Origin of the sequence: Sulfitobacter undariae (genome assembly GCF_014196805.1) — a bacterium.
Classification (GTDB): Bacteria; Pseudomonadota; Alphaproteobacteria; order Rhodobacterales; family Rhodobacteraceae; genus Sulfitobacter; species Sulfitobacter undariae.
Map to the genome: position 1 here is coordinate 46,692 of NZ_JACIEI010000019.1, position 17,523 is coordinate 64,214.

Genomic DNA, 17,523 nt, shown 5'->3' on the forward strand with positions numbered 1-17,523 from the left:
CCAAAACGATGAAAAAGATTATTATGACGGGCACACTGGCCGCGCTCTTGACCTTTGGAGGGCTCTCAGTGCCCGCACTGGCCGGACCCGTGGATGCCGTCGTCGAAAGCGCGTGGTCTCGCGCCTCCATAGGGATGAACCGCCCCGGGGCCGCCTACATGACGATCCGCAACACTGGCGACGAGCCGGTGACGCTGATTGGTCTTTCAACACCCCTCGCGATGATGCCCGAGATCCACGAGACGAAGACCAATGCCGAAGGTGTGAGTTCCATGAGCGCGGCAGGTGAGATCGCGATCGCCCCGGGCGAGAGCGTCGCGCTTGAGCCGGGCGGCCTCCACGCGATGTTGATGCGGCTACAACAACCCATGACGGAAGGGGAAACCTTTCCGCTGACCCTACTTTTTGTCGACGGGGGCGAGGTGACGGTCGAGGTGCCGATCCTTGGCATCGCCGCACGCGGACCGGAAGACTAATGCGACGAAGGACGATCGCAGGATACGGCGCGGCCGGTGCCGGTGCAATTGCCTTGACGCTCTTCGTCGGTTGGTGGCGGGTCGACGGACCCGGTGCGCCCGAACCTATCGGGCAGCGGCCTATGGCTCTGACCGAGATGGATTTCCGCCTGACTGACCATGAAGGCAACGAGGTCGGGCCGGAAACCCTGATCGGGCGACCGACGATGGCGTTCTTCGGTTTCACTTACTGCCCCGATGTCTGCCCGACCACGCTCTCGGACATTTCAGGTTGGCTCGACGATTTAGGAGACGAAGCCAAACAGCTGAACGTGGTTTTCATCACGGTCGATCCCGAGCGCGATACCGTCGAGGCGATGGCAGAATATGTCAGTTATTTCCACCCAGCGATCCGCGGCTGGACGGGACCGGAGGGGCAGATTGCGCGCATCGCGGACGGCTTCCGCGCTGCCTACGAGCGGGTGCCCACGGAAGGCGGCGACTACACGATGAACCACACGGCCAGCGTCTTCCTGTTCGGTGCTGCTGGACGGTTCGTCACCATGATTGACTATCATGAACCGAGGGAATTCGCGGTACCGAAGATCCGCCGCGCGTTGGAAGAAGAAACGGAGGGGGCGACATGAGGCTCAGAACTTTTGCGGCAGGTGTCGCGCTTGCGGGGACCGTTTCGGGGGCGGCTATCGCCTTCTTCGATGTTCTGTCGAAAGAATCCGTGCCGCCAGAACTTGCCCAGGCAGGTAGCTGGATGCCCCAGCGTCCTGAAGCTCCCCGGAGCCTGGACATTCCGTTGTCGCTGCCAGCTACGGCGTGGGCGGAAGATACACCCCGCCTCGGCCCCTTCCCCCTGCTGCAGGCCGCTGTTGTTGACAGGCCGATGCAGGCGATCGAACCGCCCCTGTTGACTTGGTCTCGCGACATATCTTCTGGTGAAACGCTCGACTCCTTGCTTTCCGAAGCCGGTCTTGCGGGAGCCGACCGGGCGGAAGTCGCCCTTGCGCTTGGCGCGGAATACGATCTGCGACGGTTGCGGCCGGGGAATTCGGTCACTGTTGTTTCGACTATGGATGGCAGCCCCCGCACCGTCTCGCTCGCCGTCGAGGACGGGGTGCGGATCGAGGTGCTTTTTGGCGAGCAGGTGTCCACGCAGGTCGTGGCGCCGGATCCGGAGGTCGTAACCCTTGCTGGGGAGGCCGTGATCGACACCTCGATCTTCGCGGCACTCGACAATGCCGGCATCCCCGCCCGATTTGCCGTGGACCTTGCGCAAATGCTGGGTGGAACCGTGGATTTCCGCCGTGAGATGGCTGGAGGCGAGACACTAAGGCTTCTCTGGCGCGAGACGCGCGTCGGCGATGACAAGATCGGACAGCCGGACCTCGCCTTCGCCGCACTGGAAATCGGCGATTCGCTTTACGAGATCGTTTGGCCGGACGACGGCAGCGGTCAGGCGACGATCTACGTCGATGGCGAGGTGCTTCGCGTCTTTGCACAGCCGGTCGAGGGCGCGCGCCTCAGCTCGGTGTTCGGGCGCCGCACACATCCGGTCTACGGAAACGTCCGGATGCACACCGGCGTCGATTTTGCCGCGGCAAGCGGGACGCCGGTACGGACGACGGCACCGGGCCGGGTCAGCTTCATCGGCTGGCGAGGCGGCTATGGACGCGTGGTCGAAATCTCCCACGGCTCCGAGACCATGACGCGCTACGCGCATCTCAGCGCCGTGCCGGAGGGCCTATCACAGGGCCAACGCGTGGCGGCGGGAGATGTGATCGGCCGCGTTGGCGCAACCGGCACAGCGACAGGTCCCAACCTGCACTACGAAGTCCTCGTAGATGGGCGTCCGACTGACCCTCTCTCTGACGACCGGCTCGCAGAAGCCGCAGAGAAAGAGGTGGATGATACCGCCGCGCTGTTGCGTCTGACCGAGGCGCGCGCGCTTCTGACTGAAAACCTTGACAGCGAAATTGCCCAGACGACAACCGAAAGGCTCTGACCCATGAAACGCATGACCCAAGCTCTGACCATCGCGCTCGCCCTGTTCCCGGCGGCCCAGGCCCTCGCAGAGGCAACAGCGATAGACGTCCGCAAGACCAACGGATGCGGCTGCTGCCTGTCCTGGATGAACCATCTCGAGGAAAACGGATTCGCGCCGACGGGCGAGAACATGTTTGGCGGGTCGCTGGTTCGTTTCAAGCTCGACAACGGCGTGCCGCAGCGCATGGTCTCCTGCCATACCGCGCTCATAGAGGGCTACGTGATTGAAGGCCATGTCCCGGCCGCTGATATCCGCCGCCTTCTTGAGGAACGCCCGGACGCCGTCGGCCTCGCCGTTCCGGGAATGCCCTATGGCTCGCCCGGCATGGGGCCGGAAGAAAACCGTGAAGCTTATGATGTCTTCCTCATCCGCGAGGACGGGTCGACCGAAGTCTTTTCAAGCTACGCCGAAGGATAATCTGGCCCGCTTATGGAAAACCTGTCTCCGATAATGCTCGGCTTTCTCGGAAGCCTTGCCGCCGGATCGCTCACGGCAGTCGGAGCAATTCCCGTGCTGTTCGGGCGCATCCCGTCGCGGGCGACGCGCGATCTGTCGCTCGGCTTCGCTGCCGGCGTCATGCTCTCAGCCTCGTTCTTTTCTCTGATCATCCCGGCATTGGATGCGGCGGAGCCGATGTTCGAAAACGGCGCGATGCCTGCGGTCATCGTTTGCGTCTCGATCCTTTTGGGCATGGGGGCCGTTGCATTGATGAATGAAAGGCTGCCGCACGAGCATTTCAGAACGGGACGCGAAGGGCCCGAAGCGGCGTCCTTACGGCGGGTCTGGCTGTTCATCATCGCGATCACGATCCACAACTTCCCCGAAGGCCTCGCGGTCGGAGTTGGCTTCGGTTCCGGAGGTATGGAGGGCGGTCTGCCACTCGCTATCGGCATCGGGCTTCAGAATGCGCCTGAAGGGCTGGCCGTCGCGGTATCCCTGTTGGGCGAAGGATATCCGAAGCTGCGCGCATGGGGCATCGCCGCGCTAACGGGCATGGTCGAGCCGATTGGCGGTTTGCTCGGGGCGGGCATCATCACACTGTCGGAACCGCTGCTGCCATGGGGCTTGGCCTTTGCCGCAGGCGCCATGCTCTATGTCATCAGCCACGAAATCATCCCCGAAACCCATCGAAGCGGCCATCAGAACAAGGCAACGCTCGGCTTGGCCGTCGGGCTCGTTTTGATGCTTTTTCTCGATGTTTGGTTGGGGTGACGCAATGCCAGTGCATAAACTATCTCCGGTGATCGGCATTTTTGCGGCGCTTACCGCTTTCGTAATCGATCAGATCACAAAAGCCATTGTTGTGGCGAATGCGGCCTCCTTAAGCACTGGAATCGCCGTGTTTCCAGGTTTTAACCTTGTCTTTTATCGCAATGATGGCGTCACTTTCGGATTACTTGGCGGCGCACCATGGTGGAGCCTCATAGCTCTCGCTCTTGCCATCTGCGGCTGGCTGGGGGTTATGCTGTTTCGCGCCGAAAATGCGGTTGAAACGCTCGCTTACGGAGCGATCATCGGTGGAGCCTTGGGCAATGTCATTGATCGTGTGCGGTATCGGGCTGTAACGGACTTCCTGGATTTCTACATCAACTCAACGCATTGGCCTGCCTTCAACATGGCCGATGTGTTTGTCGTCAGTGGCGTGGGGCTCTTGCTCGCCGCACCCTGGGTCAGTGCGCGGCGTCCGATCAAGTCGTGAAGCCGGTAATTCTGAACTGCTTCGCTCTGCGCAAACGTCTGCTCTCGCGGATGACGCTTGGTTTCGCCGCCGGGGCGCTGACCGTTCTAACCTTCCCGCCTTTCTCGATTCTCCTTCTTGTTCCCGTTGCCTATTCTGCGTTGTTTGTCGGTCTTCGCGACCTCTCCTTCGGGCGTGCTTTTCTCGTCGGCTGGGCGTTTGGTCTCGGCCAGTTCGGTTTCGGGATTTCGTGGATCGCGGAAAGTTTCTACGTCGAACCCGAGCGTTTCGGGGCGCTGGCGATCCCGGCCGTCGCGGGATTGTCCGCAGGTCTCGCGATTTTCCCGGCCATTGCCGCCGTGCTCTTCGTCGAAATCGCGCGGCGCGGAGCCATGGGCAGTCTCCTGGCCTGTCTCCTGTTCGCGACCTCCTGGACCGCGGCCGAGTGGTTGCGCGGTCACGTTCTGACAGGTTTTCCGTGGAACCTCGCCGGCTACGCTCTTGTCGATTACGCCGCCCTTCGCCAGCCCGCCGCCTGGGTGGGAAGTTATGGGCTAAGCTTTCTCACCGTGTTCGTAGCGGCACTCCCCGGCGCGGCTCTCATGGCGGTCGGGCGACAACGATTGATCATCTCGCTCATGCCGCTGGCCGGCATCGTGACGATGTGGGCCGTCGGCACGCTTCGCCTCCAGTCGGATGCACCACAGCCACCGGATGTCGACCTGCGCATCGTTCAGGGCAACGTTCCCCAAGAGGAGAAATGGGCGCCCGAGAACCGCGAGGCGACCTTCGCGCTCTATCTCGAGCTTTCAACCCAGCCCGGCGATTTCGACGTTCTTCTCTGGCCGGAAACCGCCTTTCCCGGGTTCCTCGATGAGGATGCCCAGGCGCGATCCCGCATTGCCGCTGCGCTACCGGACGGCAGCGTGCTGCTAACCGGAGTGCCGGACCGTGTACTGAGCGAGGATGACACCCGATATTTCAACACCGTCCAGGCTTTTGACGATACCAATGAGATCCTGACCGGATACGCGAAACACCATCTCGTGCCCTTTGGCGAATACGTGCCATTCCGCGGCTGGTTGCCGATCGAGCGGCTGACGGCGGGGCTGGGCGATTTTACGCCCGGACCGGGTCCGCGCACCCTTGCGCTTCCGGGTATGCCCCTGGTCGCCGTGGCGATCTGCTATGAGATCATTTTCCCGGGCCATGTGGTCGACGACATGTTCCGACCCGACTGGATTTTTAACGCGACGAACGATTCCTGGTTTGGAACCAGCATCGGACCCGAGCAGCATCTGGCTTCCGCACGTATGCGCGCCGTAGAGGAAGGCCTTCCTGTCATCCGAGCCGCGAATACGGGCATCTCTGCGGTCATCGACGCGAACGGAGAGATCATTGCGCGGCTCGATACCGGGGAAAGGGGCATCATCGACGCTGATCTTCCCTCAGCGCAGCCGCCTACGCCATATGCGCTTTTCGGGGACTGGATGTTGCTGGCGCTCATCTTGGCTTCGTGGAGCTGGGCTCTGGCGGCCAATGCGACGGCTAACTACCGCCGCATGAGAAAGACCGTCATGCAAAGATGTGGATAGGCGTTCCGTCCTTCACCATTGCATAGATGTCCTCGATCTGCCGATCTGTGACTGCGATGCAGCCAGCTGTCCAGTCGCGGATGTCCGTCGGGTCGATGCCGGGGCGTGGACCACCATGGATGAAGATGTCGCCGCCGGGGGAAAGGCCCTGCGCTGCGGCAAAGGCGATGTCGGCCTCATTTGGATAAGAGATGCCAACTGAAAGATGATACGTACTTTCAGGGTTGCGCTTATCGACTATGTAGGTGCCCTCCGGGGTCCGACCGTCTCCCTCGAATTGCTTGTGACCCTGAGGAGCGAAGCCCAGCCCGATCGGATAGGTTTGCAGCACGCGATCGGATCCGTCGAGAAAAAGCAAACGCTGTCCCTTGTAGAGCCGAAGTCGCGTCACTTCGGGTCCGTCATAGCTGCGGAACTTGCCGGCACAGCCCGACAAAAAGGCCGCTAAGCCACCCAACAGGACGGCGCGGCGGGGAAATCGGATGGTTTTCACTTTCCACCTAATGGCTCGAAGCCACCGGCTTCGAGCCGGTCCGCTTCAGCGAATCTGTTCTGATCTTCCTCCCCGGAATTTGAAGCCCCCGAAGGGGTATGGCTTCAAATTCCGGGGAGGAAGATCATGCGTTACTCGTCATCCGCGCACACGCGATTTTATCACAGATACCACGTCGTGTGGGCCACGAAATACAGGTACAAGGTTCTGCAGGGCGCAATGCGTGAGCGGATCCGTGAAATCATCATCCAGACTTGCGCAGAACTGGGGGTCCATATCGTGAAAGGCGTTTTGGCGCGCGATCATATCCACATGTTTCTGTCGATCCCGCCCAAGCTATCCCTGTCAGATGTCATGCAACGCATCAAAGGTCGCTCATCGCGTCGCATCCAGATGGAGTTCCCCGACCTGCGAAAGCGCTATTGGGGAAGACGCTTTTGGGCACGTGGGTATTTCTCCACGACCTCGGGCAATGTGACAGACGACGTCATCAAGCAGTACCTGGAATTACATTCCTCAAAATGATGCCTCCGGCGTCAGCCGGTGGTCCTTCACTGCTCGATGCCTCTTTCGTGAGGTCTGATATGGACATTATGTTACCTTGCAAATGCTGCGTGATCAATGTCCGTGGGCAAGCGCGGCCTTTGCCATCTGTGGCCCAACCTGCTCGCCACCGGACGGCGGTGCCTTGGCCTCTTGGCTGTTAAGCAGGCGCAGGGCGTTCGCCACCACCAGCAATGACACACCCACGTCGGCTGCAATAGCGCCCCACATCGATGCCATTCCGAACGCGGTAGCGACAACGAAAACTCCCTTGGTCGCCAAGGAAATACCGATGTTCTGATGGATAATCGACATTGTCCGGCGCGAATGACCGATCAGCCAAGGCACCTTGCCGAGGTCGTCGGTCATGAGGGCAATGTCCGCCGTCTCGATTGCCGCGTCAGAACCAACCGCACCCATCGCGATGGCATAATGCGCGCGCGCCATTGCGGGAGCATCGTTCACCCCGTCGCCGATCATGGCAACCATGTCATGAGTTTTGACCAGTTCTTCGATGGCTGTCACCTTGTCTTCGGGCAGAAGCTCAGCGCGCACCTCGTCGATACCGACCTCGGCGGCAACGGCGCGCGCTGTTCGCTCGTTGTCACCGGTCAGCATGACGATGGTCTTCACGCCCTGCGCGTGAAGTTGCGCCACGATGCCCTTGGCATCAGGGCGGATGCGATCGCGCAGTTCAAGAATGCCCGTCACACCGGATTCATCGCCGACAGCGACAAGGGTGCTGCCGGCGCCTTCGATCCGCTCCCGCAGATCCTTCGGAATGGCGTCGCCGAAACCCTTCTCCTCGGCAAACCGGTCCGACCCCAGCCAGATCGACCGTCCGTCAGTGCGTCCTTCAAGTCCTCTGCCGGGAATGGTGCGGGTATCCTCTGCGGCGGACACCTTGACGCCGTCGGCCTCCGCCCGCGCGAGAATGGCACGCGCCAAAGGGTGCGACGAACGTGCCTCCAGTCCTGCGGCGAGGGTCATCAGATCTTGCGCTGAAGCCCCGCCCAGCGGGTGCACCGCCGCCACTTCCGGCTGGCCCATGGTGATTGTGCCGGTCTTGTCCATGGCCAGCGCCGTCGTCCTGCCCGGCGCCTCTACATAGGCACCGCCCTTGATGAGGACGCCCGCCCGCGCCGAAGCGGTGAGCGCTGCGACGATGGAGACAGGGGTCGAGATGACCAGAGCACATGGGCAAGCGATCACCAGCAGCACGAGGGCATTGTAGAACCAGTAATCCCAGGCTCCGCCGAAGATAAGCGGCGGCAGTAGCGCAATTGCGACGGCGAGAGCCATGACGATAGGCGTGTAGATGCGGGCGAACTTTGCCACCCACTGTTCCACGGGCGCGCGGCGGGCATGAGCGTCGCCGACCATGCGGATGATCTTGGCCAAGACGGTATCCGAGGCGGCCTTCGTGGCGCGCACCGTTAGTGTACCTTCGCCGTTGATCGTGCCCGCATAGACCTCGTCTCCGGCCTCTTTGGGTATCAAAGCACTTTCGCCTGTGATCGGCGCCTGGTCGACCGCGCCCGCGCCACCCGTCACCAGGCCGTCGAGCGGGATACGGTCGCCACCGCGTACAATAAAGCTTGAGCCTACGGCGACTTGCGCCGCCGGCATGTCGGTCTCGCTTCCGTCATCGCGGATCACGCGCGCGGTGGGTGGCGCAAGATCCAGGAGCGCCGACACCGCGTTCCGCGCGCGCCCAACGCTCCAGCTTTCGAGAAAGAGGGACAGCGAAAAGAAAAAAGCCACTGTCGCTGCCTCGAAGAATTCACCGAGCCCGATGGCTCCGGCGACTGCGACAACCATCAGCAGGTTCATGTCGGGCGACAGCCGACGTGCGGACGACCATGCCTTCGGTGCCACAAGCCAAACGCCGAATAGGATAGCAACTGCAAAAAGCCCTGCCTCGGCCAGCGGCATCGGCGCTTCGCCGTGCCCCGCGAAGAGGCCGAGCGCCCCGCCCATACCTGTCTCGACGATGTGCCAGAGAAAACCCGCCGCCCAGAAGCCGCCGCTGAGAGCCGTAAACAGCCGCTGTCGTGCAAGATGGGCCGCTTGGTCGACCGACGCGTTCTCGGCATTCCACGGCTTCGCGGTCATGCCGGTGCTCGCGACAAGTTCCGCAACTTCGTCGTCCGATACACTCTTTGCGCTGTCGAGAATGGTCATCCTCCCGTTGATCACATCGAACGCGAGATGCTCGGCCCCGCCGATCTGCGGGCCGATTACCTTATTCAAGATCGCGACCTCCTCGGCGCAATCGAGGCCGGACACCTGAAAACTGCGCCCGCCGGTTGGGGCGGGCGTCGTCGGTGCGATGTCGCCGCACGTTCCGGCGCTACCACAGCAACTGCCGCCGCTTGCCTGGGCATCTTCGGCGTGATCGTGATCGTGGCGGTGGGTGTCGGACGGCATGAACGGACCTCTGGATTCGGGTGCTTTGTAATGACATAGCCCCTACAGTAGCTAGAGCTTCAAGAGAAAAGTTCGGTGGTATTTCCGTTTGTTTTCTTGCTAGACGGTCCGACGACAGCCTCAATCACGGCGTGAGGCATAAAAAGCCGATACTAAGAAAACAGAAAAGAAAGGAAACTCGATGCAGGTTTTGATGCTGAAGCAAAAAATGATGGTTGCGGTGGCGCTTTTGCTCACGACAGGATGCGCCATCCAGCCGACAGGGCCGAACGACACGGCAGACCAGACGGGCAACGTTCCCGAAGCCGTGGTTGCGATGGCTGCTCCGGATCAGGATGTTGCAACCGCGCGCCTCGTGCCGGAAGACGGCTGCTATTGGTACGAACACAGCGGGCCGGTCGAAACGACGCTGCTGCCGTTGCGCACGGCGAACGGTAATCCGATCTGCGTGGCACGCGAAGCTTGAGGACGCGCCACACGTTGGATCAACGCGCCTCAGACCTACGCACCACACTCAACTTCGCGCGGTGACACTGTCCTCCGCCGAGTACAAATGTGCCGTCGATTCGATCTCAACGTTGGGATAAAGTTCGTTAATGTGAGCCATGACCATCCGCACGCAACCCGAACTGGCTCGACCGCCGATACTTCTCGGATAGGGCGTGCCGTGTATTCGAAGATAAGTGTCGCGGTCTCCGACGTACAGATAGATGGCTCGTGATCCCAAAGCGTTTTCGGGGCCGGGTTCCATCCCGTCGGCCCATCGTGCGTTTTCCGGATCCCGCTCGATCATGTTCTGGGTCGGTGTCCAATGCGGCCACCTCACCTTGCGTTTGATCGTGTAGACCCCAGGCTCGTATAGGTTGCCCCGGGCAATGGCCACACCGTAGCGCATTGCGGTCCCGCTCTCCTCGATATGATAGAGATACCGCGCGACCGCATCGACATGGATGTCTCCTGGCACGAGTCCGGGTTTCGCGACCACGCGCTGGGGCAAAAAGCGCGGGTGTAGGCCCCAAGGGTTTGACGTGGCCGGATCGAATCCGGGCGGCGTGACTTGCGCGTCCCATTCAGCCTTCTGTGCCTCGGCGGGCCAGGTATCGGCCAACAGGGGGCTGGAAACAGACGCGGAGAATAGCGCCGTTGTTGTTTGAATGAAGTGTCGTCTTGTCAGCATGTCTTACCCTTTCGGTTCCCACCAGAATCTATGGCAAGAACGGTATCTGTTCACTTTGATTAGATAGGACTTCTAGTGGCTAGAGGTTCAAGGACATATTTTCGTGAAAACACACGATCCTTGTGATCCGCAATTTACCATCCGCTACTACGAAAAGATCGGCGCGCCGCCCAGCCTGACCCGGCCTGTTCCCGAGACCACGGTTGCTGCAGAGTCAGATCCTGTCGAAGCTGGCTATGGAGGAAGGCCATATCGCCCGCTTCGCCTGAGCAGCGAACGGCAGTGTGGTGAACTTTGACTTGCACGGTGACGGGGGCAGGCAAAGCAGCAACGACAAACAGGGCCGCGCAGTGTCCAAAATACCGGGCGTCTTGCTCGCCGCCTTCACCAGTCATCATAGATGGTGAAGGCACAACCGCACGGAAGCGCCGGCCACAGCGGCCTTGCGCACTGGCGAGGAGTATCTCCAAATTCGAGCACCTTGATTGCCAAGGTTCCGGCGGGCTTTGCCTCCTCCTACCGGAACTTTGGCCGACTGGCACGCACCCGTCAGGATACCGAGCGATGACGCTCATCTCTTAGGTCGTGGTGCGCCACATCCGGAACCGGCCCTGCCCGGTCACTTCGCAGATCAAACCCCGCGCTTCCATCCAGACGAGGTTGCGCTGGACGGCGGCGCGGCTGGCACCGGTCAGGGTCTCGGCCATTGGGGCGGAGACGAGGGGCCATTCGGCCAGCACGGCGCGCAATGCTGGTGGTGTCTTGCCAGAGAGCGGGGCCATCATGGTTTCCGCCCGCGCTGACCATGCCTGGATATCGTCGAGGTGCCGCATCGCGGTCAGGCATGCTGTTTCCATTCCCTCGAGCCAACGCTCCAAGCGCTCAGCTGGTGGGCCACTGGCGCGCAGCCCCCCTGCCCCGCGCATAGCCAGAGGCGCAAAGATGGCCCCTCCATTCGAATTCGGGCCTTCGCTGGCGGCAATGCGTGCGGCGGTAACCGCCGCTTCCATCCGGTCGCCCTGTTGCCCGAGGCCCGCAAGGCTCCAGAGGTGAAGCCCCATGCAGGCGCGTGTGATCGGGTGCAGGTCGACGGCTTGCGCCATCAGGTCAAGCCAACCGCCCGCGCGATCCGCAAAGGTTTCGGCTTCACCTGCTATGTTTTCGGGGTCACGGCGATCGAGGAAGGCGGACAGGTCCACCTCTGGGCCGGGACCGCCTGTTAGACGCCGCACTGCCCATCCGACACGCGCGAGCGCTGCAGTGTTGTCCTGCACGCCGGACAGGCGCATGGATATCCAGAGCGCCAGCCGATCCGGGCCAATACGGTCACCCACAAACCAGCTGAGGTCTGCCGCCTCCATCAGCGCGAGCCTGTGCCGCCAGCCTTTCGGGCCACGGCGCAGCCGGTCATCCAACGCGCCGATCCGACCAGCCACACGGGCGAGACGCGCGGCATTAACCGCCTCTGCCTTCCGCCAATCGTCGAGGACTGCGGTTTCACGCAGCTCTGCTCTCGGTCCGGGCGGCAGATAATCCGGCTCCACTTCCATCGGACCGGGCAGGAACCACAGGTCGTCCTCAGACGTCTCTTCAAGCCCCTCCGAATCCACTAGAGGATCGTCAAAACTATCATAATGTGTAGATACTTGAGGCTTCATATGTGCAAAATACGGCACTTTTGCATTTTACCCAAGTGTTTTGTCAGGGTGCGCCCACACACCTTATATAGCACGTGCGCGCGGTGGTCTGCGAGATCTCTCTGATCACGCTCAGCGTATGGAATCCAAGGGGTTTTTGATGAGCAGCACCACAGAGAGAGCGGTTGCATTCGTTTACAAACGGTCGTTTAGTAATAATATACGAAACTGCAAAAGGCCTGTTTTGATGCCATTGATAGGCTACGCGCGCGTTTCAACAGAGGATCAAACCCCCCTGCCCCAGTCGCAGGCCCTGAAATCCGCAGGCTGCGCCGAGATCCATGAAGAACAGGCCTCGGGCGGCAATCGTGCGCGGCCGGTGCTGGCGCGGGTGCTTGAACGGATCAGCAAGGGCGACACGCTGGTCGTCGTTCGGATCGACCGACTGGCGCGGTCGCTGTCGCATCTGCTGGAGGTGATCGAGCGGCTGGAGGCCAAGGGGGCGTTCTTTCGTTCCATTCAGGACCCGATCGACACCGGATCCCCGCAAGGCAAGTTCACGCTTCAGGTTCTGGGCGCCGCGGCCGAGTTCGAGCGCGCCCTGATCCGGGAACGCACCAAGGCCGGCCTCGCCAGCGCGCGCACGAAGGGCCGTGTGGGCGGGAACCCAGGGCTGCGGGCCAAAGACCCTGCCGCTCTTCGCAAAGTGCGGCTGGCAAGACAGGACGGCTACATGGAGCGCCTGAACGAGACGGCACAAGACTGGGTGCCTCATGTCCGTCGGTTGCGCCCCGACTTGGCTTGGGAAGACGTTGTGCGCATCATCAACGGCCCCTTGCCCGAGGCGCGTCGCTGGACCCAAAGCCGCCTGCTGCGCGCTGTGAAGGCCTATGTCCGCGACGGCTTCCTGCCGGCCGAGGTGCTGGCCCGCGCCGGGCGCCGCGAAACGGACGATCGCCTGCCCGCCATTATTGCTGGCATCAAGGGCGCAGATCCCGACATCACGCTTCAAGCGATCTGTGAACGGCTGGAATCTATGCGCGAACGCACACCACGTGGCCGAACGAGATGGCAGCCCTCATCGGTCAAGATGCTGTTGGAGCGAGCCGAGAGTCTAGGAATGATTTAAGAGACTCAGATTCGTTCTTTGGAAGCAAAACCGCCTATGTGAATCGGGTACATCTTGCGTTTAAGAGATGGCAGCGACACAAGCACTTGACGCGCTGGATCCGCAAAATAAGATAAGTCATTGTAAATAAATGATTTCACGGGATACCAACCCACCATTTGAAAAAATCCTTGCCTGTCAAACGCTTTCCTGACATTTTTGCGGAAGAACGCTAACCATCAGTTTCCGGCGGTTTTGCGTTCCTTCTCAAGATAGACCCGGAAGACGGGCGGCGGGACGGGCATGAACGAGCAGCGGATCAGAATGGATCAAAAGATCCAAACGATGGCGACACGTCTAAGCAAATCGCTTGATGTGAATATGCGCAAGTCGTTTCTACCTGATGAACGAAAGGCTCTCAGACGCTTCTCATCCACGGAAGTTGCCCAGATCCTCGGTGTAAGCCAAGATTTTTTGCGAAAGATGTTTTTCGAGGACAAGCTCGATCTCGGTGATATCGAGACAGACGCCCGCGGCCGCAGGTTCTACACTGCAGAGCAAATCGATATAGCGCGCCACGAAATAGCCCGGTCAAGCACCAAGTTCCAGCATATCGTTCCTCGTCGTCGGGATGGGGAGCATATCCAGATCATTTCGATCGCCAACTTCAAAGGGGGCGCTGGGAAGACGACAACGGCGATCCATCTGGCCCAAAAGCTTGCCCTTGATGGTTATCGAGTTCTGGCAATCGATCTCGACCCACAAGCCTCAATGACCACCATGTTCGGTTTCCGGCCGGAAATCGACTTCCCTGAGGCCGGAACGGTGTACGATGCCCTTCGGTACGAGGACCCTATCCCATTTAGAGACGTTGTGCGCAAAACGTATTTCCACAACCTCGATCTAGCCGCAGCCGGCTTGTTGCTCTCTGAGTTCGAGACCGAAACCGCACACGCCCTTCGAAACAATATCAGGCCGCCGTTCTATCAGCGGCTTGCCCTTTGCATTAATGAAGTTGAGACAGACTACGATATTGTCGTCATCGACTGCCCACCGCAACTCGGGTTTACCACACTATCGGCTTTGGTGGCGTCGACATCCCTAGTCGTCACTGTCATTCCAAGCATGCTTGACGTCGCCTCGATGGCCCAATTCCTGCAGCTCACATCCAGCCTCATGGCAACAATTGCTGATGTGGGCGCATCGCCCGACTGGGACTTCATGAGATTTCTAATCACTCGTTTCGAGCCCAATGACGGCCCCCAAACCCAGATGGCGGCATTCCTGCGGACCATGTTCACGGATGACGTTCTTACTCAGCCTTTCCTGAAATCCTCTGCAGTCTCTGACGCTGGGCTCACGCAACAGACACTGTTCGAGATCGCCAGAACGGATTTTCATCGCCAGACGTACGATCGGGCTATCGAGTCCATCAACGGGGTTGTGGCGGAGGTCGAAGGGCTCATCAAAACGGCATGGGGGCGTAAGTAATGGCCCGCAAAGTCACATTCGACATTCCCGAGGATGAAGAAAAGCAGCAGAGCTCGTCGATTTCTCCGACTCGAACCCAGTCACGAGCCCCTGCCCTTTCGGGAATGGCCCGTTCTCTTCAGGATGCGGCACAATCTTCAATTCAAGAAATCAGTACCGACCTTATTGATGATTCCGAGTTCCAGGATCGTCTGGCCCTGGATGACGAAGATGACATCAGGGAACTGGCTGAAAGCATTGACAAGCAGGGACAGCTTATCCCGATACTTCTGAGTCCCGAAGGGGGCCGGTACAGGATCATCTATGGGCGCAGGCGATTAGCGGCCCTTCGACTTATTGGCAAGCCCGCAAAGGCTCTCATCAGAGGCTTGGATGAGGATCAAGCGATTCTTGCGCAAGGCCAAGAGAACAGCTTCCGAAAAGACCTCAGCTGGATCGAGAAAGCCCTGTTTGCACGTTCTCTCATAGAGTCCGGCAAGGATGAGGGACTGGTCTGTGACGCCCTCAACATCGATCAGAAAGCCAGGAAAGCCGGTGACAAGCTCACGGGACTTGCTCGCATGAAACAAGTCACTTCCTGTATTCAGACTGAACTCATCCAAAAGATCGGGGCGGCACCCGGGGTTGGACGGGATCGTTGGTATGCTGCCGCAAAGTCTTATGAGAGCCTTGGCTTCTCAGGAGATGAAGGGTTTCCGGCCGGAAACCGAGAATTCCATGATGCTCTCATGGAATCCAGAGGTTCAGGGAAGACCTCCGACGAACGCTTTGCGATCTTCGAAGGGCTCCTGAAACAGCACAAGCCCCCTGCCCCATCGGCAATCAAGACAAAACTCGGGATGGTGAAGGTCACCAAGAGAAACGTGATCATCACCGTCAAGAGCGGAGATGACGGGCTTCATAAGTGGATCTCTGAGAATCCAGAGGCCGCTCTTCTCGCGTTGGCGAACGCGAAGGCCGCTGGTCCAGGGCAGATCATTACCCCAGAGAAAATGGAACCCATAGGTAACCCAGTCTCCGGCAGGGATCAGGATCTTGATGGTCCTGACATAGAAGATAACGAAAACTGAGCAGAAAGGAGGACAGGCCAGAAAAGGAAAGACCCCCCGAAAGCAGTGCTTCCGAAGGGCCTCGATTAGCTTAGACACCTGATTGATACCCCGAAGCCGAATCGTTTTCAACACCGTTCGCGGTGAACGGGGAAGCTTTTTCAGCCGATATCATCATGAGACAGGTAATTTCTCACACACCCGCCTTGGCGGAACGATCTTCTGTACCCGGTACGAACCCGTACAGGGTCATCGAGCCGATCCGAGCGCTTCGCAAAGAACTCGGTCTGACACCAAATGACCTAGTAACACTGCAGGCCTTGATCAGCTTCATGCCGAAGAAGGCCGGACAAACAGCTCCAATGACTATCGTCTTTCCCTCAAACGCATCATTGTCTGAGAGAACGAACGGCCTGAACGAGAGAACGATTCGACGGTGTATCGGACACCTCGTGGATGCCGGGCTGATCCAGCGCAGGGATAGCGCAACCCGCAAACGGTTCCCTCTTCGCTACGGTGGATTGATCAGAGATGCCTTTGGCTTCGATCTGCAGCCAATGTATGATCGGGAAAGAGAGCTCACCGAATACGCAGAACAGCTTGTGGGCGATCAGGAAAAGCTACGGTCACTCAAGGCGGAGGCACTGGCTCTTCGTGTCGAGGCTTTGCGCCAAGCAAAGGATGTTGAGACTGTCTCATTTCTCCAGAACGTACGAAACATCCTACGCCGTGCAACTCTCAAAGCCGACGAAATCATAGAGCTTATCAAGAGGCTAGCAGAGTTGGCCGGAGCGACGATCAGAGAGTTTCCGGCCGGAAACCATGACGCTCAGGAAACAATGCCCGACCAAATGTCCGGCGACGACGGACAAAATGTCCGGCACGTAGAACCCACAAGATTGAATATAAAAAAAGATAGAGCAGATGCGCACAGCACCTCTGGTTTCCATGAACGCCGAGATCCAACAATTATGGCTTGGACGGACCTGAAAAACGTATCGGACTTCTTCCCGCATGAACCGAGAGATCATCAATCAGTTCTCGAAATATTGGCCCATGTCGGAAAATTGCTAAGAATAGAACAAGGCAGGATCATGAAACACCTTAGAAAACGAGGTCCAGGGCAGCTCCTTATTGCACTCGACGAATTAATTTTGAGAGCCAGCACAGGACAGGTGAAAAACAACAACGCCTACCTCGACGCTATGATGAGGCAAGAAAACTGATGCTCTCGCCACATAAACTCGACCGGCTGGTGAGTCTGCATAGCCATCGAAGATCAAGAGACAATTGCGGCACACTTCAAACCATACGATCATCAAGAAGAAGAATGTTGGTTTGAAGGTGACCCAGATCACCCGCGTCAGGTGCAGGTCTGGGATGTGATCAACTTATCATGGAACAAGAAGGCAATTTAGGTTTGCTAGATGTTCACAGACGCCTCGGCCCAGGTGGCCAATCTTACCGACGTGTTTGTCTGTGTTAATGCTTATAACGCTGAGGGTGGCACAATGCTGCTCGATTGGCTGGTGACGGATGAACAAGCCAGAGGGGTTTCAAGCCACAGTTTCGGACCAGATCACGAGGCCGCTTGAACGACCAAAACACAGCGCATGGCCAAAAGTCCCACTTTTGGTTTACATCTCGCATATCCTGCAATCGAAACACCTTCACACTGGAGCACAACCGCCATGGCAAGATCTGTCGAACGGATGAACGCGATCAAGGAACGGCTGGCGGCGGGCATGTCGGCAGATGAGATCGCTAAGGACCTGGGGATCGGAAGATCGACTGTGTATCGCTTCAAA

General features: G+C 59.3%; 20 protein-coding genes. 16 read left to right on the top strand and 4 right to left on the bottom strand.

All coding sequences use genetic code 11. From position 1 onward, the window contains the following. The first annotated feature begins 8 nt into the window (after positions 1 to 8). The 7 genes from GGR95_RS16890 to lnt are packed head-to-tail and all read left to right on the top strand — an operon-like array spanning position 9 to position 5,787. Entirely contained in the window at positions 9 to 476 is a 468-nt protein-coding gene (locus tag GGR95_RS16890; RefSeq protein ID WP_184567943.1) for a copper chaperone PCu(A)C, read from the top strand. Then, positions 476 to 1,102, top strand: coding sequence for an SCO family protein (locus GGR95_RS16895; protein ID WP_050525820.1), 627 nt, complete (start codon positions 476 to 478; stop codon positions 1,100 to 1,102). The genes GGR95_RS16890 and GGR95_RS16895 overlap by 1 nt, the downstream gene beginning before the upstream one ends. Continuing rightward, complete coding sequence (locus GGR95_RS16900; protein WP_050525821.1) at positions 1,099 to 2,472, top strand: M23 family metallopeptidase; 1,374 nt, start codon at positions 1,099 to 1,101, stop codon at positions 2,470 to 2,472. The genes GGR95_RS16895 and GGR95_RS16900 overlap by 4 nt, the downstream gene beginning before the upstream one ends. Positions 2,473 to 2,475: 3 nt before the next feature. Continuing rightward, complete coding sequence (locus GGR95_RS16905) at positions 2,476 to 2,931, top strand: DUF411 domain-containing protein (protein WP_009807976.1); 456 nt, start codon at positions 2,476 to 2,478, stop codon at positions 2,929 to 2,931. Positions 2,932 to 2,943: 12 nt separating this feature from the next. Further along, on the top strand, positions 2,944 to 3,726 hold the full coding sequence (locus GGR95_RS16910; protein WP_184567944.1) for a ZIP family metal transporter: 783 nt from the start codon (positions 2,944 to 2,946) through the stop codon (positions 3,724 to 3,726). Between the two features lie 28 nt (positions 3,727 to 3,754). Beyond that, on the top strand, positions 3,755 to 4,213 hold the full coding sequence (gene lspA, locus GGR95_RS16915) for a signal peptidase II (protein ID WP_184567961.1): 459 nt from the start codon (positions 3,755 to 3,757) through the stop codon (positions 4,211 to 4,213). Beyond that, positions 4,180 to 5,787 carry an apolipoprotein N-acyltransferase gene (gene lnt, locus GGR95_RS16920; protein ID WP_184567960.1) on the top strand — a complete coding sequence of 536 codons (1,608 nt, stop codon included), beginning with the start codon at positions 4,180 to 4,182 and terminating at the stop codon, positions 5,785 to 5,787. Before lspA ends, lnt begins: the two co-directional genes overlap by 34 nt. Here the strand turns inward: lnt and GGR95_RS16925 are convergent. After that, positions 5,768 to 6,280 carry a L,D-transpeptidase family protein gene (locus tag GGR95_RS16925; RefSeq protein WP_184567945.1) on the bottom strand — a complete coding sequence of 171 codons (513 nt, stop codon included), beginning with the start codon at positions 6,278 to 6,280 and terminating at the stop codon, positions 5,768 to 5,770. The genes lnt and GGR95_RS16925 overlap by 20 nt on opposite strands. 126 nt (positions 6,281 to 6,406) lie before the next feature. Here GGR95_RS16925 and tnpA point away from each other — a divergent pair, with 126 nt between their 5' ends. Next, the gene (gene tnpA, locus GGR95_RS16930; protein WP_184567946.1) at positions 6,407 to 6,805 is read left to right on the top strand and encodes an IS200/IS605 family transposase; all 399 of its coding nucleotides are present in this window, start codon (positions 6,407 to 6,409) and stop codon (positions 6,803 to 6,805) included. A gap of 93 nt (positions 6,806 to 6,898) precedes the next feature. Here the strand turns inward: tnpA and GGR95_RS16935 are convergent, their stop codons facing one another. Beyond that, on the bottom strand, positions 6,899 to 9,253 hold the full coding sequence (locus GGR95_RS16935; RefSeq protein WP_184567948.1) for a heavy metal translocating P-type ATPase: 2,355 nt from the start codon (positions 9,251 to 9,253) through the stop codon (positions 6,899 to 6,901). 181 nt (positions 9,254 to 9,434) lie between these two features. Here GGR95_RS16935 and GGR95_RS16940 point away from each other — a divergent pair, with 181 nt between their 5' ends. Beyond that, entirely contained in the window at positions 9,435 to 9,719 is a 285-nt protein-coding gene (locus tag GGR95_RS16940) for a hypothetical protein (RefSeq protein ID WP_040182668.1), read from the top strand. 48 nt (positions 9,720 to 9,767) lie between these two features. Here the strand turns inward: GGR95_RS16940 and GGR95_RS16945 are convergent, their stop codons facing one another. Further along, positions 9,768 to 10,430 carry a L,D-transpeptidase gene (locus GGR95_RS16945; RefSeq protein WP_027238623.1) on the bottom strand — a complete coding sequence of 221 codons (663 nt, stop codon included), beginning with the start codon at positions 10,428 to 10,430 and terminating at the stop codon, positions 9,768 to 9,770. A 103-nt stretch (positions 10,431 to 10,533) separates the two neighbouring features. On the opposite strand from GGR95_RS16945, the gene GGR95_RS16950 reads away from it, so the two are divergent. Continuing rightward, a complete protein-coding gene (locus tag GGR95_RS16950) occupies positions 10,534 to 10,728 on the top strand; it encodes a hypothetical protein (protein WP_123618725.1) in 195 nt (64 codons plus the stop codon). Positions 10,729 to 11,008: 280 nt separating this feature from the next. On the opposite strand, the gene GGR95_RS16955 is transcribed toward GGR95_RS16950, so the two are convergent. Further along, positions 11,009 to 12,088, bottom strand: a complete 1,080-nt coding sequence (locus tag GGR95_RS16955; protein WP_184567950.1) for a hypothetical protein — start codon at positions 12,086 to 12,088, stop codon at positions 11,009 to 11,011. Between the two features lie 226 nt (positions 12,089 to 12,314). On the opposite strand from GGR95_RS16955, the gene GGR95_RS16960 reads away from it, so the two are divergent. From GGR95_RS16960 to GGR95_RS16985, 6 genes are all read left to right on the top strand, one after another. Further along, on the top strand, positions 12,315 to 13,196 hold the full coding sequence (locus GGR95_RS16960) for a recombinase family protein (RefSeq protein WP_184567962.1): 882 nt from the start codon (positions 12,315 to 12,317) through the stop codon (positions 13,194 to 13,196). A 282-nt stretch (positions 13,197 to 13,478) separates the two neighbouring features. Beyond that, the gene (gene repA / locus GGR95_RS16965; protein WP_037930882.1) at positions 13,479 to 14,666 is read left to right on the top strand and encodes a plasmid partitioning protein RepA; all 1,188 of its coding nucleotides are present in this window, start codon (positions 13,479 to 13,481) and stop codon (positions 14,664 to 14,666) included. After that, positions 14,666 to 15,736 (top strand): plasmid partitioning protein RepB, encoded by a 1,071-nt coding sequence (gene repB, locus GGR95_RS16970; protein WP_184567952.1) that lies wholly within the window; start codon positions 14,666 to 14,668, stop codon positions 15,734 to 15,736. Before repA ends, repB begins: the two co-directional genes overlap by 1 nt. A gap of 122 nt (positions 15,737 to 15,858) precedes the next feature. Further along, positions 15,859 to 16,941 carry a helix-turn-helix domain-containing protein gene (locus tag GGR95_RS16975; protein WP_343042368.1) on the top strand — a complete coding sequence of 361 codons (1,083 nt, stop codon included), beginning with the start codon at positions 15,859 to 15,861 and terminating at the stop codon, positions 16,939 to 16,941. Positions 16,942 to 17,142: 201 nt separating this feature from the next. Continuing rightward, a complete protein-coding gene (locus GGR95_RS16980; RefSeq protein ID WP_184567954.1) occupies positions 17,143 to 17,310 on the top strand; it encodes a hypothetical protein in 168 nt (55 codons plus the stop codon). 18 nt (positions 17,311 to 17,328) lie between these two features. Beyond that, a partial coding sequence (locus GGR95_RS16985; protein ID WP_184567956.1) for a helix-turn-helix domain-containing protein occupies positions 17,329 to 17,523 on the top strand: 195 nt, incomplete at its 3' end.